Source organism: Halomonas sp. 5021, from assembly GCF_036663435.1.
GTDB classification, from domain to species: Bacteria; Pseudomonadota; Gammaproteobacteria; order Pseudomonadales; family Halomonadaceae; genus Vreelandella; species Vreelandella janggokensis.
In genome coordinates this window covers 449,896-473,249 of the sequence record NZ_JAXOVU010000002.1, presented here as the reverse complement: position 1 = coordinate 473,249, position 23,354 = coordinate 449,896, and the positions used below count along the sequence as shown (strand labels likewise).

The 23,354-nt window shown below is 58.8% G+C and carries 19 protein-coding genes; 7 read left to right on the top strand and 12 right to left on the bottom strand.

Annotation, left to right across the window (positions count from 1 at the left end):
- Window positions 1-76: 76 nt before the first annotated feature.
- The gene (locus R3F64_RS05890) at window positions 77-2,773 is read right to left on the bottom strand and encodes an EAL domain-containing protein (protein ID WP_199284147.1); all 2,697 of its coding nucleotides are present in this window, start codon (window positions 2,771-2,773) and stop codon (window positions 77-79) included.
- Between the two features lie 179 nt (window positions 2,774-2,952).
- Between R3F64_RS05890 and R3F64_RS05885 the strand changes: the two genes are divergently transcribed.
- Window positions 2,953-4,482 carry a sensor domain-containing diguanylate cyclase gene (locus R3F64_RS05885; RefSeq protein WP_332610352.1) on the top strand — a complete coding sequence of 510 codons (1,530 nt, stop codon included), beginning with the start codon at window positions 2,953-2,955 and terminating at the stop codon, window positions 4,480-4,482.
- 24 nt (window positions 4,483-4,506) lie between these two features.
- Here R3F64_RS05885 and R3F64_RS05880 read toward each other — a convergent pair whose 3' ends face one another.
- Genes R3F64_RS05880 through R3F64_RS05870 form a run of 3 tightly spaced genes read right to left on the bottom strand, consistent with a single transcriptional unit; the run spans window position 4,507 to window position 7,435 of the window.
- On the bottom strand, window positions 4,507-5,811 hold the full coding sequence (locus R3F64_RS05880) for a TRAP transporter large permease (protein WP_332610350.1): 1,305 nt from the start codon (window positions 5,809-5,811) through the stop codon (window positions 4,507-4,509).
- A gap of 19 nt (window positions 5,812-5,830) precedes the next feature.
- Window positions 5,831-6,394 (bottom strand): TRAP transporter small permease, encoded by a 564-nt coding sequence (locus R3F64_RS05875; protein ID WP_253026595.1) that lies wholly within the window; start codon window positions 6,392-6,394, stop codon window positions 5,831-5,833.
- 57 nt (window positions 6,395-6,451) lie between these two features.
- The gene (locus tag R3F64_RS05870; protein WP_332610345.1) at window positions 6,452-7,435 is read right to left on the bottom strand and encodes a TRAP transporter substrate-binding protein; all 984 of its coding nucleotides are present in this window, start codon (window positions 7,433-7,435) and stop codon (window positions 6,452-6,454) included.
- A gap of 318 nt (window positions 7,436-7,753) precedes the next feature.
- Here R3F64_RS05870 and R3F64_RS05865 point away from each other — a divergent pair, with 318 nt between their 5' ends.
- The 3 genes from R3F64_RS05865 to R3F64_RS05855 are packed head-to-tail and all read left to right on the top strand — an operon-like array spanning window position 7,754 to window position 10,139.
- A complete protein-coding gene (locus R3F64_RS05865; protein ID WP_253026599.1) occupies window positions 7,754-8,506 on the top strand; it encodes a 5-oxoprolinase subunit PxpA in 753 nt (250 codons plus the stop codon).
- The gene (gene pxpB, locus R3F64_RS05860) at window positions 8,503-9,207 is read left to right on the top strand and encodes a 5-oxoprolinase subunit PxpB (RefSeq protein WP_253026601.1); all 705 of its coding nucleotides are present in this window, start codon (window positions 8,503-8,505) and stop codon (window positions 9,205-9,207) included. Before R3F64_RS05865 ends, pxpB begins: the two co-directional genes overlap by 4 nt.
- Window positions 9,204-10,139, top strand: coding sequence for a biotin-dependent carboxyltransferase family protein (locus R3F64_RS05855; protein WP_253026603.1), 936 nt, complete (start codon window positions 9,204-9,206; stop codon window positions 10,137-10,139). The genes pxpB and R3F64_RS05855 overlap by 4 nt, the downstream gene beginning before the upstream one ends.
- Here R3F64_RS05855 and hmpA read toward each other — a convergent pair.
- Entirely contained in the window at window positions 10,136-11,305 is a 1,170-nt protein-coding gene (gene hmpA / locus R3F64_RS05850) for an NO-inducible flavohemoprotein (protein ID WP_332610341.1), read from the bottom strand. The genes R3F64_RS05855 and hmpA overlap by 4 nt on opposite strands.
- Before the next feature lie 208 nt (window positions 11,306-11,513).
- Between hmpA and R3F64_RS05845 the strand changes: the two genes are divergently transcribed.
- Window positions 11,514-11,966: an Rrf2 family transcriptional regulator gene (locus tag R3F64_RS05845; RefSeq protein WP_253026607.1), complete on the top strand. Its 453-nt coding sequence runs from the start codon at window positions 11,514-11,516 to the stop codon at window positions 11,964-11,966.
- An 84-nt stretch (window positions 11,967-12,050) separates the two neighbouring features.
- On the opposite strand, the gene katG is transcribed toward R3F64_RS05845, so the two are convergent.
- The 5 genes from katG to R3F64_RS05820 all read right to left on the bottom strand — a co-directional run bounded on the left by katG (window position 12,051) and on the right by R3F64_RS05820 (window position 20,370).
- Window positions 12,051-14,201 carry a catalase/peroxidase HPI gene (katG, locus tag R3F64_RS05840; protein WP_332610338.1) on the bottom strand — a complete coding sequence of 717 codons (2,151 nt, stop codon included), beginning with the start codon at window positions 14,199-14,201 and terminating at the stop codon, window positions 12,051-12,053.
- A gap of 203 nt (window positions 14,202-14,404) precedes the next feature.
- Window positions 14,405-15,415: an aldo/keto reductase gene (locus R3F64_RS05835; protein WP_332610336.1), complete on the bottom strand. Its 1,011-nt coding sequence runs from the start codon at window positions 15,413-15,415 to the stop codon at window positions 14,405-14,407.
- 31 nt (window positions 15,416-15,446) lie between these two features.
- Window positions 15,447-17,213, bottom strand: coding sequence for an ABC transporter transmembrane domain-containing protein (locus R3F64_RS05830; RefSeq protein ID WP_332610335.1), 1,767 nt, complete (start codon window positions 17,211-17,213; stop codon window positions 15,447-15,449).
- Between the two features lie 126 nt (window positions 17,214-17,339).
- Window positions 17,340-18,782 (bottom strand): NAD(P)(+) transhydrogenase (Re/Si-specific) subunit beta, encoded by a 1,443-nt coding sequence (locus tag R3F64_RS05825; RefSeq protein WP_253026615.1) that lies wholly within the window; start codon window positions 18,780-18,782, stop codon window positions 17,340-17,342.
- Between the two features lie 16 nt (window positions 18,783-18,798).
- Window positions 18,799-20,370, bottom strand: coding sequence for a Re/Si-specific NAD(P)(+) transhydrogenase subunit alpha (locus R3F64_RS05820; RefSeq protein ID WP_253026617.1), 1,572 nt, complete (start codon window positions 20,368-20,370; stop codon window positions 18,799-18,801).
- A 685-nt stretch (window positions 20,371-21,055) separates the two neighbouring features.
- On the opposite strand from R3F64_RS05820, the gene R3F64_RS05815 reads away from it, so the two are divergent.
- Window positions 21,056-21,619, top strand: a complete 564-nt coding sequence (locus R3F64_RS05815; protein WP_253026619.1) for a flavin reductase family protein — start codon at window positions 21,056-21,058, stop codon at window positions 21,617-21,619.
- 23 nt (window positions 21,620-21,642) lie between these two features.
- On the opposite strand, the gene nfsA is transcribed toward R3F64_RS05815, so the two are convergent.
- Window positions 21,643-22,374 (bottom strand): oxygen-insensitive NADPH nitroreductase, encoded by a 732-nt coding sequence (nfsA, locus tag R3F64_RS05810; protein ID WP_253026621.1) that lies wholly within the window; start codon window positions 22,372-22,374, stop codon window positions 21,643-21,645.
- Between the two features lie 167 nt (window positions 22,375-22,541).
- Between nfsA and arfB the strand changes: the two genes are divergently transcribed.
- Complete coding sequence (gene arfB, locus R3F64_RS05805; RefSeq protein WP_253026623.1) at window positions 22,542-22,955, top strand: alternative ribosome rescue aminoacyl-tRNA hydrolase ArfB; 414 nt, start codon at window positions 22,542-22,544, stop codon at window positions 22,953-22,955.
- A 126-nt stretch (window positions 22,956-23,081) separates the two neighbouring features.
- On the opposite strand, the gene R3F64_RS05800 is transcribed toward arfB, so the two are convergent.
- Window positions 23,082-23,288 carry a cold-shock protein gene (locus R3F64_RS05800; RefSeq protein WP_066314596.1) on the bottom strand — a complete coding sequence of 69 codons (207 nt, stop codon included), beginning with the start codon at window positions 23,286-23,288 and terminating at the stop codon, window positions 23,082-23,084.
- Window positions 23,289-23,354 lie beyond the last annotated feature (66 nt).

The following is a 23,354-nucleotide window of genomic DNA, read 5'->3' as shown; positions in this document are numbered from 1 at the left end:
CACTCCTTTCATCACGAGTTGGCGGCGCGTAGGGTATGCCAACGATGATGACAGGGCGATGACGCGGGTTAACAAGCTAGGGTTTTAACCACGCCGCTGCAAACTCATCGGCCGGTTTGGGCCGACCATACAGAAACCCTTGCGCCTCAAGGCATCCCATTTGGGCAAGCAGGGTGGCCTGTTCTTTATGCTCCACGCCTTCCGCCAGGGTTTTCATTCCCAAGGCATCGGCCATCGCAATGATGGTTTTCACAATGGCGCGGTCATGCTGATTGTCGAGCATATCGCGTACAAAGGAGATATCGATTTTCAGCGCATCGGCGGCAAAGCGCCTTAGATAGGAAAGCGATGAATACCCGGTGCCAAAATCATCGATAAACAGGGCATACCCAGCGTCGCGCATCCTCTGGGTAATCTCGACCGCCTGGTCGGGGTCGCGCATGAAGTCGCTCTCGGTGAGTTCCAGGGCCAATACCGACGCGGGCACGCCTTGTGTCAGTTCAGCAATATGCTGAGCCAACTGCGGATCGGCAAACTGCTGTGCGGCAATATTAATCGACAGGCGCCCAGGCAGCGCCGCCATTCCTTGTGATTGCCATTCAAGGATCTGTCTGGCGGCCTCCACCAGCACCCAGTCACCCAGCGCGCTAATCAGCCCACGCTCCTCCGCCAGGGGAATGAACTCCCCCGGGCTGATCCATCCCCAGTCGGGCTCGTACCACCGGCACAACGCCTCAGCGCCCGCCAGTTGGCCGGTCTTTATATTGACCTGGGGTTGGTAATAAAGCGCCAGGCGATTTTCCATCAGGGCTTGGTGGAGCCGCTCGGTCATCTTTTGACGGCGGCGTTGTTGACGCATCATGTCGTAGCTGAACGGACAGACGCTGCCATCGCGCTTGGCGTGGTGCAAGGCAATACTGGCCGCCTTGAACAGCTCGCTTGCCACTGTCGCATCCGCAGGGTAACGGGAGAACCCCACGCTCACTTCCAGATTGAACGCGTTATGACCCAGCCGGATGGTTTCAGCGACCGTCTCGCGAAGACGGTCCAGCGTTTCGGCCAGTTCGGCCTCGTCAGGGTTATCCATCAGTATCGCGAACTCATCGCCGGATAACCGCGCCAGGGTACTGCTGTCAGGTATGGCATCCTGCAGACGCCCTGCGACCATCGCCAAGAGCTGGTCGCCTACCTGATGGCCATGGGTATCGTTGATCTCCTTGAAGCGGCGGATATCGAGCAGGATCAAGCCGAGCGATTGATGGAGATGGGCCGCCCGGCGCAGCATCCGGGTCTGAACCTCCAGGAAGTGAACACGGTTCGCAAGCCCCGTGGTGCCGTCCGTATACGCCAATTGGTGCATACGGCGCTGATCACGACGGCGCTCCAGTTCCGCGGCGGCGCCGGTCGACAAAATGCGTAGCACTGAGGTCGCGAAGGCGTTGGTGGTAAGCGGCTCACGATAGAACACCATCATCACGCCAATGGCTTCGCCGTGGGCATTATCGAGACGTCGGCCTATCCAGGCCTGGGCCTGTATGGCATTTCCGGGTATCGGCGTGTAGCCGCCACTATGCGAAACCGCCTCGCGTTCAATGACCACCTGTTCGCAGGGTGAATCACTCAACACGAAGGTTTGATTATTCAATGGCGTACCGTCTGCGACAAGACTTACCGTTGTGACGGTGCCCGCCGAACGATCACGGTCACCCGCCTCATGGGGTGACCGATTGAGCAGCGCGATAAAGCCGCCGTCAGCCTCCAGCAATTCCACCAGCGTGCTGATCAACTGCTGAAAGTAATCGTCGCCCACATGTGACGTGACCGTTGAGGCCACCTGCATTACCGCCTGCTGAACGCGCTGGGCTTCCTGGTTATCGGTCACATCTGTGATAAACCCTTCCAGGCAGACAACCTTGCCCGTCTCATCCAGCACCGCTTGTCCTTGCTCCCACATCCAGCGGATTCGTCCATCGCGATGATGCAGGCGATAAACCACTTGATAAGGACGTCTGTCGCGAATGGCTGCCTGCACCTCGTCAAACATTCGCGATGCATCTTGGTCATTGATCAGTTCAGCAAAGCTTATGAGGTGGTTGCCCACCAGTTCGTGGGGCTGATAACCGGTTAGCTCTTGTGCACCCTGGCTGACCAGCTCCATGGTCCAGTGCTCATCGTTAAGGCAGCGGTAGGCCATTCCCGGCAGGTGATTGAGCAGCGTATCCAGACGTCGTTCGCTTTCCCTTGCAACCGCCTCGCTGGCTTTGAGTGCCTCCTCGGCCTGCTGGCGTCCAAGCTCGGCACCAGCTTGCGCCGCTGCAATCCGCAGCACTTCCCTGGCAAGATCATCCAGCTCCATGTGAGCGTTTTTTAACAGCGCCAGTAGCCCGATCGTTCTGCCGTCCGCTGCCAACAGCGGCAGGCCCATGTAACTATCGGCCCCCAGTTCCGCCAGCAGATGATCATCAGGAAAGCGCTGTTGCACGTCGCAGGGGTATAAGCATGGGTCGCGCCCCACAACGGTTTCACAGGGCGTGCCGGCCAATGGGTAGGTAACATTGGGCATATGCATCCCGTTGGACCAAACCGCCAGGGTTTCGACGACACTGCCCGCAGTGTCATTTTCGGCATTAACGTGGGCCACCAATGCATGATCCACGCCCAGCAAGGTTGCCAGTCGCTCCACTAGCGCTGGGTAAAACTGAGGGGTCCCCGTTTGTCCCATCCCTTCAGCCAACTGCCGAAAAATATCGGCCGCTTCAATACCCGTCTGCATTGGTTGTCTCGCTGCTCTGTTTGAACCAGCTTATAGTGAACCGCCTTGACGGTGAAGCCCTGACACTAAACGCTGGCTGATATAGATTGTGGCCGCCGAAGGTATTAGCTTGCTTTCCCACAATATAAGATGAAAAAAAGCAATTGGCCCTTTAAGCTAGCGTGAGAAAAGGAGCCGATATGACGGGCATTATTAATAGCGACAACACACATCATCTCGCCATACCGGCCCTGCCGGGTTTTCTGCAGAACGACCTGGACCAATGCGCCAGGCTGCCATCGCTGCCAACGGTGGCGATCCGCGTCCTGGAAGTTGCAGGCTACCCCGATGCGACCCTTAATGATTATGCCAATGCCATCGAGCAGGATCCGGCGCTGACCTTGCGGTTGATTTCGTTGGCCAATAGCGCTTTTTATGCCCGTCAACAAACAGAAACGCATTCATGTTGGGAAGCTACATCACGGCTCGGGTTGGACGCCACGCTGGCAGCGGTGCTGAGTTTTAGTTTATGGCGTGACCGCCAGTCAGAAGATCTGATTCAGCGTATCTGGGGGCGCTCCATTGTATCGGCACTGGCAGCCCGTTCCTTTGCAGAACAGCTGTGCCCCGAGGAGGCAAGCTTTGTATTTACCGCAGCACTGCTCCAGGATATCGGTATGCTGGCATTGCTCGCGGCTTACCCCAAAGACGCCCATGACCTGTATGCAAACACTACCTTCTCCCATGCACAACTCAGTCGTGGCGAACACCTGCGCTTCGGCAGTGATCACTCATCGATCGGCAGCTGGCTCGCCGCTAAATGGGGGGCACCGGTTTCGCTGGCCCAAGCGATCAGCACCAGCCACGATGAGATCGGCACTCAGAAAGAGATGTACCTGCTGTGCCTGCGTCTCTCAGGCCCTATCGCCGATACCTGGCTGTCGCCCAACCCCAGCCAGGCGTTGGCCACCCTATTGCGCCAGCTAAGCCCGGTGGTGACCACGCCGGCTATTTCACTGAGCGATTTGCTGAAAAACGTCCAGTCTCAACTGCCCCTTTTAACCAATCTATTCGAACTTACCGTCCCCTTTTCGCATGATACCGAGTCGTTGATCATTCAGGCGCAGCAGTTACTCTTTCAACAGACATTGGCGCTCAACGCCCGGTTGAACGCCCAACAGCAGGAACTTGATGATCTCCAGAAACGCCAGACAGAACTGGAGGAACGCAGCCGACGGGATCCGCTCACCGGCCTTGCAAATCGCGCCTGGCTGGAAGAACAGCTGCACAAACGTTTTGAATATTGCCAAACGTACGGTCACACCATGTCAGTGGTGTTTATCGACCTGGACCATTTCAAGAAACTCAATGACCGCTTCGGTCACCAGACCGGCGACCGCATACTGGAGCGCTTTGGCCGCGTGCTCGGCTCGCTGGTTCGCGAGGGGGACCTGGCAGGCCGCTACGGGGGCGAAGAATTCTTGATTATCCTGCCCGATGAGTCGGCTAAGGGAGCGCAACGTTTCGCCAAACGGATTGCTAAGCGCCTTGCCGAAACACCCATGGAAACGGTTGATGGCAAGCCACTTTTCGTATCGGTGTCCATCGGCATTGCCTGTCTCAGCGACGGCGGCTTTGGCAACGGCAGAGAGCTTATCGATGCCGCCGACCAGAGTATGTACTACATCAAACGCAATGGGCGCGGCGGCATTTCCCTTTATGGTCACTAACGATTCATTGCGTAGGGCCCGGGGTTAGCGATTCATCGCGTAGGGCAAGTACAGCGCAATGTTCGGGAAAAGGTGCAGCAAGGCAACCGCCACGAGCATCAAGAGAAAGAACGGTAGCGTTGCTTTGGTGATGGTCAGAATATCCTTCCCGGTGAGACCTTGTATCACGAAGAGGTTAAAGCCCACGGGCGGCGTGATTTGGGACATCTCGACCACAATCACCAGGTAAATGCCAAACCAGATAAGATCAAACCCGGCAGCACTCACCAACGGCATGATGATCGAGGTGACCAGCAGAATCAACGAAATGCCGTCCAGGAAGCAGCCCATCACCAGCAACAGCACCGTTAGCGCCAACAGCAGCATGGTGGGCGACAGCCCCATTTCCCCAATCGCTTGCGCCAGTTTCATGGGCACCTGGGTGAAGCCCATGGCCGAGGTCAGAAACGAGGCCCCGGCAATGATGAAAGCGATCATGCAGGCCGTGCGCACCGCGGCGAAGAGCGAGGATTGAAATATCTCGCGGTTGAAATGGCCATTCGAGCGAGCAATCAGCATCGATAGCACTACCCCGACCGCCGCCGCCTCCGTGGGCGACGCCAAGCCCCCATAGATCGACACGATAATCCCGCCAATCAACAAAAGGATAGGGATCAGCGACCAGGTATTACGCAGCTTCTCGGCAAAGCGCATTCCCGATTCGTCCTTGCCGGTCAGCCCGGCACGGTTACCCTTGAGCAGCGACCACAGCACCAGGTAACCCATGAACATCGCCAGAATCATCAGGCCAGGGCCAATGCCTGCCATGAACAGCCGCGAGATGGATTGCTCGGTCACGACGCCATAGACGATCAGTACGATGGAGGGGGGAATCAACAACCCCAGTGTCGAGGCGCTGGCCAGGGTGCCGATCGCCATCTGGGGGTCGTAACCCCGGCGCTCAAGCTCCGGCAAGGTCATCTTGCCCACCGTGGCACAGGTGGCCGCCGACGAGCCACACACCGCCGCGAACATGCCACTGCCGATGATATTGGTGTGCAGCAAACGCCCGGGGAATCGGTTTAACCAGGGCGAAAGCCCACGAAACATGTTGTCGGCCAGCCCCGAGCGAAACAGGATCTCGCCCATCCAGATGAACATCGGCAGCGCGGTGAGATCCCACCCGTAACTCGCCCCCCAGAAATCAGACGCCAGTACCGGGCCTGGTTCAAACGAGCTGAACATGGAGAGCGCTATCCAGGCGGTGCCAATCAACGCAAAGGCAATCCAAACGCCGCTGCCCAACAGCACAAGCAGGGTCAGGATGGTCACGACACTCAGTAGCAGCACAGGGTATCTCCCACAAGGTTCAGGGGTCGTTGTTTTCTTCGCTGGCCATGACCTCGCGAAAACGTGAGGGGTCCTTGACCGCCAGGCGCAACGCCATCACCAGCGCCTCGCCCAGCGCCAGGCACAGCAAGGCAACGCCGGTCACCAGCACGGCCTGGGGGATCCACAGCGGAATCGACAAAAAGCCTGAGGAAACATCGTTATAGGCGATGCTTTCGCGGATCAGCGCCACCAACCCGTAGCAGAGCAGAAGACTCAGCGTCAGCGCCACTATCAAGCCAAACACTTCGAACCACACCCGAAGCGTCGAGGGAAGCCGGGTAATCAGCAAGGTTACCCGGATATGGGCGTGGTGGACGAAGGTATACGCCAAGCCGAGAAAGGTGGCACCTACCAGCAGGTAAGACGCCATCTCAGAAACGCCGGTGATATTGATGTTCAGCCGCGCGCTACCGACCATGACCAATAGCGCATCGACCAATCGAGAAAACACCTGCGTCGCGACCAGCGCGCAAATCGCGATCATGCAAAGCGCAGCGCCCCAGGCCCCCAGGCGATAGAGCTTATCGAATTTGAACGTCATGGGTTTGGCCTCTTGACGCGCAAAGCGGCACAGCATCTGCGCCGCTAAGACGGGTCATCAATCCTCAAGCTGATCACGGTAAGCCTGCAGCGCTTCCTTGGCCTGGTCATCAGCCCGGGATTCCCAATCGGCAAACAGCTCATCACCCGCTTGTTGCAGCGCCTCGCCCACTTCCTCGTTGGGTTCGGAAACGGTGATGCCGTTTTCTTTGAGTATCGCCAGGCTTTCCTGGTTATCTTCACGGCTCATTTCCCAGCCGCGCTCTTCGGCTTCTGCGGCCGCTTCCATCAACGCGTCCTGGGTGTCTGCGTCCAGCTGGTCAAAGCTGCGCTGATTGATAAAGACGATATTCTTGGGCAGCCAGAGGTTGGCATCGGTGTAATGCGAGACGTAATCCCAGGCAGCCATCGAATTGCCCGTGGAACTCGAGGTGATCATGGCATCCACGCGGCCGGTGCTGAACGCCGTGGGGATATCGGACTCTTCCGTTTCCGTCGGGCTGCCGCCCAGATTTTCGATAAACCGCTGGGTATTGATATTGGGCGCCCGCACGCGCAAGCCGTCAAACTGATCCGGGTCGGTCAGTTCTTCAGCGGTGTAAATACCCTGAGCCGGCCAGGGAACGGCGTAAAGCGGGATCAGGCCTTCTTCCTCAAAGAGGTCACTGATGATTGGCTTGGTGGCTTCCCAAAGCGCATAGGCCTCTTCATAGCCTCCCGCCACACCGGGCAGTGTATCCACCTCGAAAATCGGGTTTTCATTGGAGAGTACCGAGAGGAATATTTCCCCCGCAGCAATGGTGCCACGGCGTACCGACGGCTTGATCTCGCCGTGAGACACAAGGGCACCACCGCTTTGCACATTGATGGTCAGGTCTCCATCCGTTGCCTCGGCAACGTCTTCGGCAAACTGCTTGGTGTTTTGAGTATGAAAACTGGCATCGCCATATGGCGTCGCCATGGTCCACTCGGCGGCCTGAGCGGTCGCGGCGATGCTACATGCCGTGACCAGAAGCAGCGGCGTTGCAATGCGGGTACGCATGATAAAGCCCTCGTATTGATAGGTTATTACCGTTTGGTGTTACTGCACGCTTGACGTAGGCGGTGCTTTTCATCACCTTCAAGTCTTTAGCCTAGTGTCGTTGATAATCTTATGAGATTTCTTCGTCAACCTTTTTTCCACGAAATAACAGCACGATAGGTTGCGTCTCAAAGCGTAACGTCGGTAAAAAAGCTTGGCAGTGCCGCCAGCGACTTCATATATTGAATAAACGCTTGATCACGTTTTTGTAATGACCATAGCTCTTTGATGAACATGGTTCTTTGATGACGATAGCTCTTTGATAACTCAGGAGGCCATATGCCCCTCCCGCTTCTCAACTGCGACATGGGTGAAAGCTTTGGCAACTGGTCGCTTGGCCTGGACGACGAAGTGATGCCCTTTGTTGACTGCGCTAACATTGCCTGCGGCTATCATGCCTCCGACCCCCACGTGATGCGCCGTACGGTCAAACTCGCGGCTCGCTACGGTGTGCGAGTTGGTGCGCACCCTGGCTACCCTGACCTGATGGGCTTTGGTCGCCGCTCCATGGCCTGCTCGCCCAGCGAGGCCGAGGATATGGTGCTCTACCAGATTGGCGCCCTGGCGGGTATCTGCCAGGCGGAGGGCACCCAGTTGAGCTACGTCAAACCTCACGGCGCGCTTTATAACGATATGGCGGCCAACCCTGAACTGCTTGAAGGCGTGATGCGCGCCGTGCATGCCTATGATCCCGGCCTGCCGCTCATGATCATGGCCACTGCCAACCCCGAACCGCACCGCGAGTTAGCCGCCAAGCTGAGGATTAACCTGTGGTTTGAGACCTTTGCCGACCGGGCCTATGAGGCCAACGGCCATCTGGCCTCGCGGCGGCTGCCCGATGCGGTCCACCATGACCAGGCCACGATCGTCGACCAGGCCGTCATGCTGGCCAAAGGCGAACCCCTCACCGCCCGCGACGGCACCTCGCTGTCGCTACCCTGCGATACGCTTTGCGTTCACGGCGACAACCCAGAGTCCGTCGCCGCCGTGCGCGCCATTCGCGATGCGTTCAGTCATCTGGGATCAACGTGAAGCTGCGTATCGAAACCGCCGGGATGGAAGCCTTGATGGTACGCCTTTTCGATACCATCGACGTCACCAACATGGCCTGGATTCTGGCGGCTGACCAGGCGCTACGCGAAGCTTTCGGCGAGGCGCTGGTCGATTTGCTGCCGTCCTACACCACGCTGTTGCTGCATTATGATTGCCGAACGCTCAGCCACCTCGACGCCCAGGCACGCGTTCAAGGTGCCCTAACGGGCCTGACGCCCGCCGATACCCAGCAAGGTCAGCACCATGACATTCCCGTTTGGTACGACGAGAGCGTCGGGCCGGATCTTGAGCGGGTGGCCAAGCGCGCAGGCATCAGCATTGCCGAACTGATCAAGCAGCATTGCCAAGACGACTACTGCGTGTTCGCGCTGGGCTTTGCGCCGGGGTACGGCTTCATGGGCTTGGTGGATGACACCATTGCCACGCCGCGCCTGACCACCCCCAGGCGTCACGTTGCCGCCGGTAGCGTCGGCATCGCCGATCGCCAAACGGCCATTTATCCACTGCCCTCACCCGGCGGGTGGAACGTGCTGGGCCGCACGGCGGTGCCGCTATTCGAGCACGCCAAACGCGGCGAGCCGCTATTGCGCCCTGGCGACAGCGTCCGCTTTCGGTCGATTTCCCGGGCCGAGTTTGAGGCCGAGGGTGGCGATACCACGCCAATGGAGGAACGCTCGTGAGCCAGGCAGCATTAGTGGTTAAAAAGGCAGGGCCGCTGGCATTGGTTCAAGACGCAGGACGCTTTGGCGTGGGTCATCTGGGTGTCACCCAGGGCGGGGCTGCCGACTGGATTGCATTTCATTGGGCCAACTGGCTGCTGGGCAATCCGCTCAACAGCGCTGCCCTTGAAATTGTCATGGGAGGTGGCCTGACACTGGAAGCCGAGGGCGAGGTAACCTTGGTGCTGACCGGCGCCGACCTGGCTGCCACCCTTGATGGCGAACCGCTCGCACCCAACGCCAGCTTCAGCTTGCGCTCAGGGCAGGAGTTGGCCTTTCAGCAGCCACGTCAGGGGTTACGCGCTTACCTGGCTTTTCCCGGGGGCCTGGATGCGCCCGAGGTGCTCGGCAGCCGTGCGTGCACGGTCCGCGAGCAATTAGGCGGCCTGCAGGAGAACGGTCAGCCGCTCAAGGCGGGCGAGCGCCTGACCTGGCGGGGAAGCACTCATCAGCCGCGCACGCTGCCTGACAACCTGGCCCCGCGCATGCCAACGTCCGGCTGCCGCCTGCCCATCGTGCTTGGCTCCCAGGTCGCCAGCTTTTCCGGCAACAGCCTGTATCAGGCATTTAATATGCCCTGGCAGGTCGATAACCGCGCCGACCGCATGGGCGTTCGCCTGACCGGGCCGGTGCTTGGCGGCACCTTGAAGGGCATCGTTTCGGAGGGGATACCGCTGGGCGCCGTACAGGTCCCCCCCGACGGCCAGCCCATTGTGCTGATGAACGACCGCCAGACCATTGGCGGCTACCCACGCCTGGGGGCGTTGACACCAACCGCCTGTGCCACGCTTGCCCAGTGCCTGCCGGGCACCCAGGTATGGCTGACGCCGGTCAGCGTCAGCCAGGCCCAGGCCGATTACCGTCGGCAGTTCGCCTGCTGGATCTCCGATTAAGCCACGTTAAGCGGCATGGCTGGGCCGAAGTGCTCATAGTGGCGATGCGAATCCGCCACGCCCAGTTGCTTCAGCGCCTGCTCAACAGCTTCCATCATGCCGTGAGGGCCAACGAAGTAGCAGTGGGCGCCTTCGGGCAAGTAGTCGGCCAGCAGCGCCTGGTGAAGACGTCCTTGATGGTCACCGTCGTCGCCTTGCTCAAACACGGTCACCAGCTTGAACTGTGCTGGGTAAGCTTTTTCAAGGGCGCGCAGCTCATCGGCAAAGGCCCAGTGCTCAGAGGTTTGTGCGGCGTGCAGATACACCACCTGGCGGCCCTGGCCAAGTGCCTGTTTGGCGATAGGCAGCAGCGGGGTCTGCCCCACACCACCGCTGATCAACATCAGCGGAGCGTCACCGGGAACCAGCGTCATCTCACCCGCCGGGGGTAGCAACTCGACCACCCCGCCATTGGCCAGCTGGTCGTGGAAATACCGGCTGACGCGACCGTCGTTCTCGCGCTTGATGGACACCCGATAAGCACGCCCATTGGGCGTTGCCGACAGGCTGTAGTGGCGGTGCACCGGCTCGCCGTCGATGGTCACCTTGACGCCGATATATTGCCCAGGCGCATGTGCCGCGACGGGGCCACCGTCCTCGGGTTCGAGAATAAAGGAGCGAATCACCGCGCTTTCCTGCTGGCTATCCGCCACGCGGAAACGCCGCGTACCGCGCCAGCCGCCGACACGCTGCTCGAATTCCTGGTAGCGGTTTTCTTCCAGGTCGATCAGCAGGTCGGCCAGTTCCTGATATAACGCGCCCCAGGCGTCGGCAATTTCCGGCGTCAGGGCATCCCCCAGCACCTCGCCAATCGCCATCATCAGACACTCGCCCACAATCGGATATTGCTCGGGCAGAATGCCCAGCGATACGTGTTTGTTGACTACCGTTTCGAGCGTTTGACGTGCCTTGGCCGGGTCTTGGCGCAACCCCACGTAGGCCAGCACTGCCCCCGCCAGCGCTCGCGGCTGGGCACCATTTTGCTGGTGAACCTGATTGAACAGCGGCTTTACGCTGGGATAGCGCTCGAACATCAGCGGGTAAAAACGCTGAGTGATGGTATTCAAGTGTTCAGCCACGACGGGAGCGGTGGCGGCAATTAACGCTTCTTGATCTTGAGTCAGCATGGTGAGCCTCGCGGATTGAATGATACGACGTGTTTTTTATTAAAGTAGTATCTATAATACATCTTTAAGCATGGCCGCCAATCCACAGCGACAATCTGCCACATCGCGCGGCTCACCAGCGTTTCAGTACGTTCTGGGCGCGCTTCGCCTGGGCCCCGATTCACCGTACAATGGAAGTTTGAGCCATTCGACCTGCCGCGGACCGCTTATGCACCTGACCAGCTTTACCGATTACTCCATCCGTGTGCTGCTCTATCTGGCAGTGAAAGGCGAGGAACGCGCGACGATCGACGAAATTGCCTCGACCTATAAGGTATCGCGCCATCATGTGATGAAGATCGTCCAAGAGCTCAACCAGAAAGGGTACCTCACCGCCATACGCGGCAAGCACGGCGGCCTGTGGCTGAAGCGCGACCCGGCCACCATCAAGCTCGGCGCCCTGGTGCGCGATACCGAGTCTGAATTTGGCTTGGTGGAGTGCTTTCGCGACAAAAACGCCTGCGTGATCACCCCCGCCTGTCGTCTCCCCCCTGTACTGAATGAGGCATTGGAGGCGTTTTTTGCCGTGCTGGATCGCTACACCCTGGCAGATCTGCTGGAGGAGCGTTTGCCACAGCTGCGCCAGCTACTGCGCATCCCAGCGCTGAACGTGGCGACCTAGAGCGCAGAAAAGAGCAGGTTGGTTATCGAGGCAAAAAAAAAAGGCGCTGCCCTTGGGGCAGCGCCTTTTCGATGGCGGCGTCGCTTAGACGTCGAAGCGATCCGCGTTCATCACTTTCGTCCAGGCGGCGATGAAGTCGTTCACAAACTTCTCGTCGTTGTCATCCTGAGCGTAAACTTCCGCGTAGGAACGCAGCAGGGAGTTGGAGCCAAACACGAGGTCGACGCGCGTGGCGGTCCACTTGACGGCATCCGTTTTCCGGTCACGGATTTCGTAAGTGTTGTTACCCGCTGATTTCCAGGCGTAACTCATGTCGGTCAGGTTAACGAAGAAATCATTGGTCAACTGGCCTTCGCGTTCAGTGAATACGCCATGCTTGGTGCCACCGAAGTTGGTGCCCAGGACACGCATACCCCCGAGCAGAACCGTTAATTCCGGCCCGGTCAGGCCCATCAACTGGGCGCGGTCGAGGAGCATTTCTTCCGGCTTGACCACGTAGTCTTTCTTCTGCCAGTTACGGAAACCATCGGCCAGCGGTTCGAGCGGCGCGAAGGAATCAGCGTCGGTCATCTCGTCGGTGGCATCACCGCGACCCGGCGTGAAGGGTACAAGCACCTCGTAACCCGCCGCTTTAGCCGCTTTCTCGATACCTACGCTGCCGCCCAGCACGATCACATCGGCAATGCTGGCACCCGATTCGGCAGAGATTTTTTCGTACACTGACAGCACCTTGGCCAGCCGCTCGGGCTCGTTGCCCGCCCAGTCTTTCTGCGGGGCAAGACGAATACGGGCGCCGTTGGCACCGCCGCGCATGTCAGAACCACGATAGGTCCGTGCGCTATCCCAGGCGGTGGTGATCATGTCGCTCTGGCTGAGGCCACTTTCAGCGATCTGCTTTTTGACCTTCTCGACGGAGTAGTGGGTGTTACCCGCCGGAATGGGGTCCTGCCAGATCAGGTCTTCGTCGGGTACTTCAGGGCCAATGTAGCGTGCTTTCGGCCCCAGGTCGCGGTGGGTGAGCTTGAACCACGCCTTGGCGAACGTCGTCTTGAAGTACTCCGGGTCAGCCATGAATTTTTCGCAGTACGCCCGGTAAGTCGGGTCCATCTTCATCGCCATGTCCGCATCGGTCATGATCGGGTTATGACGAATCGACGGGTCGCTGGCATCGACCGGTTTGTCTTCTTCCTTGATGTTCACCGGCTCCCATTGATTAGCACCTGCAGGGCTCTTGCGGAGTTCCCATTCGTAGCCGAACAGCAGGTCAAAGTAACCCATGTCAAACTGGGTAGGGTTCGTCGTCCATGCGCCTTCGATACCCGAGGTGACTGCATTGCTCGCCTTACCGTCCATGTTGGGATTGCCCCAACCGAAGCCTTGGTTTTCGACGTCTGAGGCTTCAGGCTCGGCATCCAGCACAGAGGCATCGCCATTACCGTGGCACTTGCCTACAGTATGGCCACCGGCGGTCAGCGCCGCGGTTTCTTCGTCGTTCATCGCCATACGGGCGAAGGTTTCACGTATCTGCTGACCGGTCTTCAAAGGATCCGACTGGCCGTTAACACCTTCAGGGTTAACGTAGATAAGCCCCATCTGGACAGCTGCCAGCGGATTTTCCATGGTTTCAGGCTTGTCGACATCTTCATAGCGCTCATCAGAAGGCGCCAACCACTCTTTCTCATCGCCCCAGTAGATATCTTTTTCCGGTTCCCAGATATCTTCCCGGCCGAAGGAGAACCCGTAGGACGGCAGCCCCATGGATTCATAGGCAACGGTGCCAGCCAGGATCATCAGATCGGCCCAGCTAATCTTGTTGCCGTATTTTTTCTTGATCGGCCACAGCAGACGACGCGCCTTATCAAGGCTGGTGTTGTCGGGCCAGGAGTTGAGCGGGGCAAAGCGCTGGCTGCCGGTACCGCCGCCGCCACGACCATCGGCAATGCGGTAGGTGCCCGCGGAGTGCCATGCCATACGGATCATCAAGCCGCCGTAATGGCCCCAGTCTGCCGGCCACCATGATTGGCTATCGGTCATCAGCGCGTGAACGTCCTGCTTGAGCGCATCGAAGTCGAGCTTTCTGACTTCTTCCCGATAGTTGAAATCAGGGCTCATCGGATTGGATTTGCGATCTTGCTGATGCAGGATCTCCAGGTTGATGCCTTCCGGCCACCAATCCTTGTTGGACGTACCAGTGGAGGTGTTACCCCCATGCATTACCGGACATTTGCCGCTCATATCTCTCCCCTCATTGCTTTTGTCGCTGGCAAGTACCAGCACAACCATCAGTGGTGCCCGCTAGTCTCAAATGACCCCGCCAACACCAAATTTGTCCTGATACAGTTTTAGACCACTATCACCATAGTCTCAATTTGCATTTAACCACTGATTTAATAGCTTGGACCTATAATCAGTATTGCTCGCCAATCAAACACGCTCGCCTAGCGGTTGACAGTAAACTCTTCGGTGTCGATGTTGGCCTGCTGGGCGTCGCTGTAGCGACCGCCAGCGACCTGCTCGGGCGTCAGCATCGCGCTGAGCTGCTGACAGGTGGCGATATCCAGATAAAGCGTTTCGGCTGAGAGGTTGTCGCGCATATGGGCTATCGAGGTGGAGCCGGGGATCGGAATGACGTCGGCTCCCCGGGCATTGACCCATGCCAGCGCTAGCTGGGCAGAGGTAACACCTAGACGCTTGGCAAGCCGTGTGACGTCATCGAGCAACTGCCGGTTATGGGCAAAGTTATCCGGGCTGAAGCGCGGCATCTGGCGGCGCATGTCCCCCTCGGGCAAGCGCGCCGGATCGCTGATTGCCTCCGCTAAAAACCCGCGCCCAAGCGGGCTGAACGCCACAAGGGCCGTGTTCGTCTCACGGCAGGCCTCAAGCAGGGCAATCTCGGGATTGCGCGTCCACAGCGAGTATTCGGACTGCACGGCTGCGATGGGGTATTCCGTCACCGCGCGGCGCAGCGTCGCCGCGGAAATTTCGGAAAGCCCCACCCCGCCGATCTTGCCCGCGTCCACCAGACGCCCCAGCGCCCCGACACTTTCCTCGATCGGCACCTGGCGGTCGAGGCGGTGCAGGTAATAGATGTCGATGTTATCGGTTTGCAGACGTTTCAGGCTGGCCTCGCACTGGCGACGTAGCGTATCGGGGTGCCCATCGATCACCCGCTTGGCTGAGGCCGGGTCAATCGCCATGCCACACTTGCTGGCCAGTAGCACCTGCTCACGCTTCCCCTTCAGCGCACGGCCAAGCAGCGTTTCGTTGGCCGTGGCGCCGTAGAGGGTGGCAGTATCAAAGTGGCGATAGCCCATATCAAACGCTGCATCCAGGGCGCGCAGCGCATCCGGCTCGGGTACTTGCTGACCGTAGCCGTGGGAAAGGTTCATGCAGCCAAGCCCGATCGAGGGGGCGTGGACGGCGCGGAGGCGTTGAAGAAAACTCGACATGGCAATTCCCGTATTTATCCCGCTACTGTTTTTATAACGTTTCACCACCAAACTGCAACGCGACCAAATGGCGATAGAGCGCACTGGTCGTAATCAGCTCGCGGTGCGTTCCCGCCGCCACCAACCGCCCGCCGTCAAACACCAGCAGGCGATCCGCGGCGATCACCGTGGCCAGCCGGTGGGCGATGACGATACTGGTGCGCCCGACCATCAGTCGATCCAGCGCCTGCTGGACAAGACGCTCGCTTTCCGCATCCAGCGCGCTGGTGGCTTCATCCAGCAACAGCACGGCAGGGTCTTTGAGCAGCGCACGGGCGATGGCAAGGCGCTGACGTTGACCGCCGGAAAGCTGCACGCCCCCGGGGCCGAGGGGCGTATCGAAACCTTGCGGAAGCGCATCGATAAAGTCCAGAGCGCTGGCATCCTGGGCCGCCATGCGTAGCCTTTCATTACTCGCTTCAGCGTCCCCATAGCGCAGATTCTCGGCCACCGTTCCGCTGAACAGTAACGGCGCCTGCGCCACCAGCCCCATGACGCGGCGCAAGGCCACCAGATCAAGGGTGCGGATATCGTAGCCATCCAGGGTGACTTGCCCCTGACCTGGATCGTAAAAACGCAGCAACAACGCCAGCAAGGTACTTTTGCCCGCCCCCGAAGGCCCCACCACGGCGACCCGTTCGCCCGCCTGAATATGCAGATCAACGTCAATCAGCGCCGGGGTTTCCCGGCCGGGGTAGGTGAAACTTAAGTTTTCCAACGCAATATCGCCCTGCGATGGCCTAGGCAGGGTTTGCGGCTGCGCGGGCGACTGAATGGTGGGCTGGGTATCGAGCAGCTCCAGCAGCCGCTCTGCGGCCCCCGCTGCGCGTTGCACATCCCCGGCGACTTCTGCCAGCGTGGCGATGGCCCCTGCCGCCAGTACCGCGTAGAAGATAAACGCCGATAGTTCGCCCGCACTCATGGTGCCAGCCAGTACCGCCTGACCGCCCTGCCAGAGCATCAAGCCTACGGCGGTGAATACCACCAGCATGGCGATGCCGGTCAGCCAGGCGCGCTGCCGGGTGCGTTCCACAGCGCTGCCAAATGCCTGCTCGACCCTTCCGCCATAACGCTTTTTATCTTCTCCCTCGTGGGTGAATGCCTGGAGGGTCTGGATACCGCTCAATGACTCTTCCGCGTAGCGGCCAAGCTCAGCCACATGGTCCTGGCTGGTGCGTGAAAGCCGCCTGACTCGACGACCATACCAAACAATCGGCAGCAACGTCGCCGGGATACCCACCAGCACCATTGCCGACAGCCACGGCTGGGTCACCAGCATGAGCACCACGGCGCCTACCAGCATGACCAGGTTACGTAGCGCCAGCGAGACCGACGAACCAAACAGGCTCTGCAGCACACTCGTGTCCGCCGTCAGCCGCGAGGCGATCTCACCGGCGGCGCGGCCGTCGCTTGCGCTCTCGAAAAAGCTCGGCTCCAGGGTCAGCAAATGGTCGAACACGCGCTGGCGCAGGTCGGCCGCCAGACGCTCGCCAATCCAGGTCACCTGGTAATAACGCAATGCCGACGCTATCGCCAGCAGCGACACCACGGCCAGCATCAAACCCAGCGTCTGGGCCAGCGCTTGTTCATCCGCCGCCAGGAAGCCCCGATCAATGACCAGGCGCAGTCCATTCCCCAGCAGCAGCACACTGCCCGACGCCAATAATAACGCCAGCCCCGCCAGGGCCAGCCGCAGTCTATAGGGACGAAGCAGTCCCAGCAGGCGCAGAAGCACGCGGGGGTCAGGGCGTTGGTTCATGGTAGCGAGTGCTCGAAAAAGAAGGCGGTCAATGACCATAGCAGGGGTATCGAGGGCCTGCACAGCATAAAAAAACCCGCGATGACTCGCGGGCTTAGTTCTGGATCGTTATCTGCGTGGGCCGACCTATTCGACCATCGGCAGTAGCGATTCGATGCTGTCGCGGGCGTCGCCGTAGAACATGCGACTGTTTTCCTTGAAGAACAGCGGGTTCTCGATCCCCGAGTAGCCGGTGCCCTGGCCGCGCTTGCAGATGAACACCTGCTTGGCTTCCCAGACCTTCAACACGGGCATGCCAGCGATCGGGCTGTTGGGGTCTTCCTCGGCGGCCGGATTGACGATGTCGTTGGAGCCGATGACGATGACAACGTCGGTCGAGGCGAAATCGTCGTTGATTTCATCCATTTCCAGCACGATATCGTACGGCACCTTGGCCTCGGCCAGCAGCACGTTCATGTGCCCCGGCAGGCGACCCGCCACGGGGTGAATACCGAAGCGGACTTCCTTACCCGCCGCACGCAGCTTACGTACCAGGTCGCTCACCGCGGTTTGCGCCTGGGCCACTGCCATGCCGTAACCCGGCACGATAATGACGCTGTCGGCGTCGTTCAAGGCACTGGCTACTCCGTTTGCATCAATCGCCACCTGCTCGCCTTCGATCTCGGCGGCCGGCCCTTGGGTGCCGCCAAAGCCGCCCAGGATCACGCTGATGAAGTTGCGGTTCATCGCCTTGCACATGATATACGAGAGAATGGCACCCGATGAGCCCACCAGGGCGCCGGTGACGATCAGCAGGTCGTTGGATAGCGTGAAACCGATGGCAGCCGCCGCCCAGCCCGAGTAGCTGTTGAGCATGGAGACCACGACCGGCATGTCCGCCCCGCCGATGCCCATGATCAGGTGGTAGCCGATAAAGAACGCCAGCGCTGCCAGCAGGATCAGCGTCCAGAAGCCCGCGCCGTTGAGGTACATGATCGCCAGCAGAAGCGACAGCGCCGCTGCCCCGGCGTTGAGCATATGCCCACCCGGCAGCTGCTTCGGCTTACCGTCGACCTTGCCAGCCAGCTTGCCAAAGGCGATTACCGAGCCGGTAAATGTCACCGCGCCGATGAAGATCCCCAGCACCACCTCGACCTGTAGGAACATCAGCTCATCGGGGGCTTTGGTCGCCACCAGCGCGGCAAAGGCGGAAAACTCCTGCATCGCGCCATCGGCGGCCTGTGCCGCCATCACCCGGCGGCGCTCAAGATCCGCGCTCCAGGCAACAAACACCGCGGCCAGACCGACAAAACTATGCAGTGCGGCCACCAGTTGGGGCATTTCGGTCATCTCGACCTTTTTAGCCAGGTATACCCCGATGCCAGCACCGATGATCATCATCGGGATCAACCACCAGTAGCCACCGATACCGGGACCGAAGGCGGTGAAAAATACCGCTACCGCCATGCCAACGATGCCGTACCACACCGCTCGCTTGGCTTTCTCCTGGTTACTCAACCCCCCCAATGAGAGGATAAACAAAACACTTGCCGCGATCGCCGCAGCAGATACGAATCCTTGACCTAACATATCGTTTCTCCGCTGCTTAGGATTTCTGGAACATGGCGAGCATCCGGCGTGTCACCAGGAAGCCACCAACGATATTAATGGTCGCAATCAGCACCGAGATGGCGGCCAATATGCCGACGATCACGCTACTCGTGCCGATCTGCAAGATGGCGCCGAGGATGATGATGCCCGAGATTGCGTTGGTCACCGCCATGAGTGGCGTGTGCAGCGAGTGGCTAACGTTCCAGATCACCTGGAAGCCGATAAAGCAGGCCAGTACAAACACAATGAAGTGCTGCATGAACGAGACCGGCGCCACCTGGCCGAGCAGCAGCATGAGAGCACCGCCAATCGCCAAAAGGCTCACCTGACGCTTGGTCTGGGCCTTGAACGCCTCATGCTCGGCGGCCTTTTTCTCCTCCGGCGTCGGTTCCTTTTCTTTCTTCTTCTGCGGCGCCGCACCAATCGCTTTCACTTTGGGCGGCGGCGGCGGGAAGGTGATCTCGCCTTGATGCGTCACTGTGGCGCCACGAATCACGTCGTCGTCCATGTTGTGATTGATCACACCGTCTTTCTCGGGGGTGAGATCGGTCAGCATATGACGGATATTGGTGGCGTACAGCAGCGACGACTGAGTCGCCATGCGCGAGGGAAAATCGGTGTAGCCAACCACCACGACGCCGTTATCGGTCACTACCCGCTCGTCGGGCTTAGTCAGGTCGCAGTTACCGCCTTTCTCGGCCGCCAGGTCGATAATCACCGAACCGGGCTTCATCGCGGCGACCATGTCCTCAAGCCACAGCTTAGGCGCGGGCTTACCTGGAATCAGCGCGGTGGTAATCACGATATCCACATCCGGCGCCTGCTCGCGGAAACACTCAAGCTGTTTTTCGCGGAACTCGGGGCTGGAAGGCGCCGCGTAACCACCGCTTTCGGAACCGTCCTGGCTTTCGTCAAATTCGAGGAACAGGAACTCGGCGCCCATGGATTCAATCTGCTCGGACACTTCGGGGCGAACGTCGAAGGCGCGCACCACGGCGCCCAGGCTTGTGGCCGTCCCGATTGCCGCCAGACCCGCCACGCCAGCGCCGACCACCAGCACTTTGGCAGGCGGCACCTTGCCCGCTGCGGTGACCTGGCCGGTGAAGAAGCGGCCGAAGTTGTTGCCTGCCTCGATGACCGCACGGTAACCCGCGATATTGGCCATGGACGATAGCGCGTCCATCTTCTGTGCCCGGGAGATACGCGGCACCATGTCCATCGCCACCACGGTGGCGCCCTGGGCCTTGCAGGCTTCCAGCAGCGCCTCGTTTTGCGCTGGCCAGAAGAAGGTAATCAGGGTTTGGCCTTCGTGCAGCTGCTTGACTTCGTCATCAGAAGGCTCGCGGACTTTAATGACCACCTCGGCGTCGCGCCACAGCGCATCAGCGCCGTCTACAACGCTCACGCCCACGTCGCGATACGCGGCGTCACTAAAGCCCGCCGCCTCACCGGCGCCAGCTTCAATCAGGCACTCATGACCCAGCTTCTGGATATGTTGGGCGCTCTCGGGGGTGAGCGCGACGCGCGCCTCCCCCCGGGCACTTTCTTTCGGTGCGCCTATCTTCACTCGACTTCTCCTTTATTGTATTCCTACAATTTTTACCTTCATGCAGCGCCGCCGCTTGGACATGAGGCACTGACCATTTGCGACCTTAGTCATAAAGCCTTTTAGACGTCTAGGATCTAATGCCAAGGCCGCTAGATACTATTCAACCTTTGATTCAACCGAGTTATTTCACTACAACTGGAACCAGTGTGCATGATCGCCCCACGAACGTCTAAAGCCATTAGCAAGCTCAGTAAATACCTGATAAAGCCGCGTAACAGCATAACCGTCCGTGCACGACCATTTGACGTGGGAGCGTCATGCCCGCTTCCGTGAGCGTCACTCTCCTTGTGAGGCTGCTAGCGCTTGAACTATAACGCAACATCAGATGCCAACGAACGCATAATAGGCGTCGATATAATCGGCCTTTCAACGTTGGAAAAGCGTCGTCAGGCTGGCCGCATGGCACTCAAAACGATGTCAGGACGGAGTCTCTGGTGTCACTCCCATTCAGGGAAAACTATACCGGGGACTATCCCATCGATTTAATCTCAGGAAGATTAACACCATGTCGATAGAGCTTTGGCTGTCGTTTGTATTGGCCTCGTTTTTGGTGATCGCCTCCCCCGGCCCTGCAGAGGACCTGCTGGTGATGCGCCGCCCGAGCGCTTGACCCAGTTCAATCAAACCCAATCGGAGGTTGTTGATGACACACCCGATGACGAAGGAAGACTTCCCCGTATCGAATATCAGACACTTCCTCGAGCCCGGCCCGATTGTGCTGGTTTCATCGCAGTGGCAAGCGCAAACCAACATCATGACCATGGGGTGGCACATGGTCATGGCGTTCTCTCCATCGCTTATTGGGTGCGTTATTGCTGCAGGCAATCATTCCCACGACCTTGTGCGTCACAGCGGCGAATGCGTGATCAATATTCCCTCAGCGTCGCTCGTCGATAAGGTGGTGGGTATCGGCAACTGCTCCGGGGGCGAGGTCGACAAGTTCAAGACGTTTGCCCTAACCCCAGTCAAAGCAGAGAAGGTGGGGGCGCCGCTGATCGAGGAGTGCTACGCATCCTTTGAGTGCCGACTACATGATGACGCCATGGTTGAACGCTACAACCTGTTTATCTTTGAGGTCGTTAAAGCCCACGTAGCACCCAAGGCCGATGATGAAGAATCGCTGCACTACCGGGGCATGGGGGAATTCATGCTGTCAGGCAACACCATCGACCGTACTGAATTATTCAAACCGTCGATGCTTGTCTAAGTAGGTCGGCACGCGGGTTTTCCTCACTGCATCTTGAACCCTTTCTCGATCAGGAATTCACGCATGTGCGGACGCAGCTTTTGGGTAAATAACGGCGTCAGGTTGTGCGACCAATCCGTGTCCTTGTTGCCGCCTTTACGGGCCTGATAGTAGGTTTGCATGGTTTGGTCGAAAGCCGCGACTTGCTCAGTGTCATCGCTGTAATGATTTTCCTTGAGCACCGCCTCGACCGGTAGACGCGGTTTGACGTCCGGGTCATGGGCAGGGTAGCCGATGCACATGCCAAATACCGGGTAGACATGCGGCGGTAGGTCCAGCAGGTCACTGACCGCCTGGGGGTTATTGCGTATCCCGCCGATATAGCAGATGCCGAGTCCTTCTGACTCCGCCGCTATGGCCACGTTTTGCGCGACAAGCGATACATCCACTGTGGCGACCAGCAACTGTTCGGTCATGCCGCTGATGACGTCTTCCCCAGTGCGCTCGGCGGCTTCAAGCGGGCGCTTCATGTCGGCACAGAAGACCAAAAACTCACTGCAGCTTGCCACGTAGCCCTGGCCGCCTGTTAGCTCGACCAACTGCTCACGTTTCGCCATATCGGTGACACGCATCACACTGTAGGCTTGAATATGGCTGGACGTCGCGGCAGCCTGCCCCGCGCGAATCAGTTCAGTCAATAAGCCGTCGGGCATCTCGCGCGGCTCAAACTTGCGGATCGAACGGTGCGAGGTCAGCAGCTTGATAACGTCGTTCATCGGCTTCTCCATGGCATAAAAGACGTCCTATTATAAACATATACGACCGGTTCACGTTTCATTCATGACCGCTATGAAACGTCACAAGACCCTAAACTGATTGCGACACGCTTCGCCAGTCCAGCCATTTATGGAACGTGAAGATCAACCCAATATGAAGGAGCCCTATGCTACGTATTTCCAACAATGTGGAGCTGGCTGAATGGGAAATCGAGCTGAATCCTATCCGCGCGCAGGGGGCTGGCGGCCAGAACGTCAACAAGGTGGCCTCGGCCATTCACCTGCGTTTCGATATTCATCGCTCAACCCTACCGCCCTTCTACAAAGAGCGACTGCTGGCGCTGACCGATCAGCGCATCACCCAAGAGGGCGTAATCATCATCAAGGCCCAGCGCTACCGGACCCAGGAGCACAACCGCGAGGATGCCCTGGCACGGCTGCGCGAATTGATTCGCGAAGCGGTCAAACAGCAGAAAGCGCGCAAGCCGACAAGACCCAGCCGTTCCGCCAAGCGCAAACGGGTGGATGCCAAAACGCGTAAAGGCAAAACCAAAAATCTGAGGGGTAAAGTGACGCTTTGATACATGCTTTCGCGGCAGGGCGCGCACTTTTCATCAAAAAATGCACGGCTAGATACGCAAAAACCCCACACTTGGCGGGGTTTTCAGCTTACCGACGAATCGGTAACCAACGTTACAGCATGCCGATCACGACAGTACTTTAATGTTGGAAGCCTGAAGGCCTTTTTGCCCCTGAGTTACGTCAAAAGAAACCTCTTGACCGTCTTGCAGGGATTTGAAGCCTTCAGCCTGAATTTCAGAGAAGTGCGCAAACAGGTCGTCACCGCCTTCTGCAGTAGAAATGAAGCCGTAGCCTTTTGCGTCGTTAAACCACTTAACTGTGCCAGTTGCCATGATCGAAATCCTCGATTTAGCGAAATGTATGCCGGGGAAATACCCGAGTTGCGATGGGTAGAACAA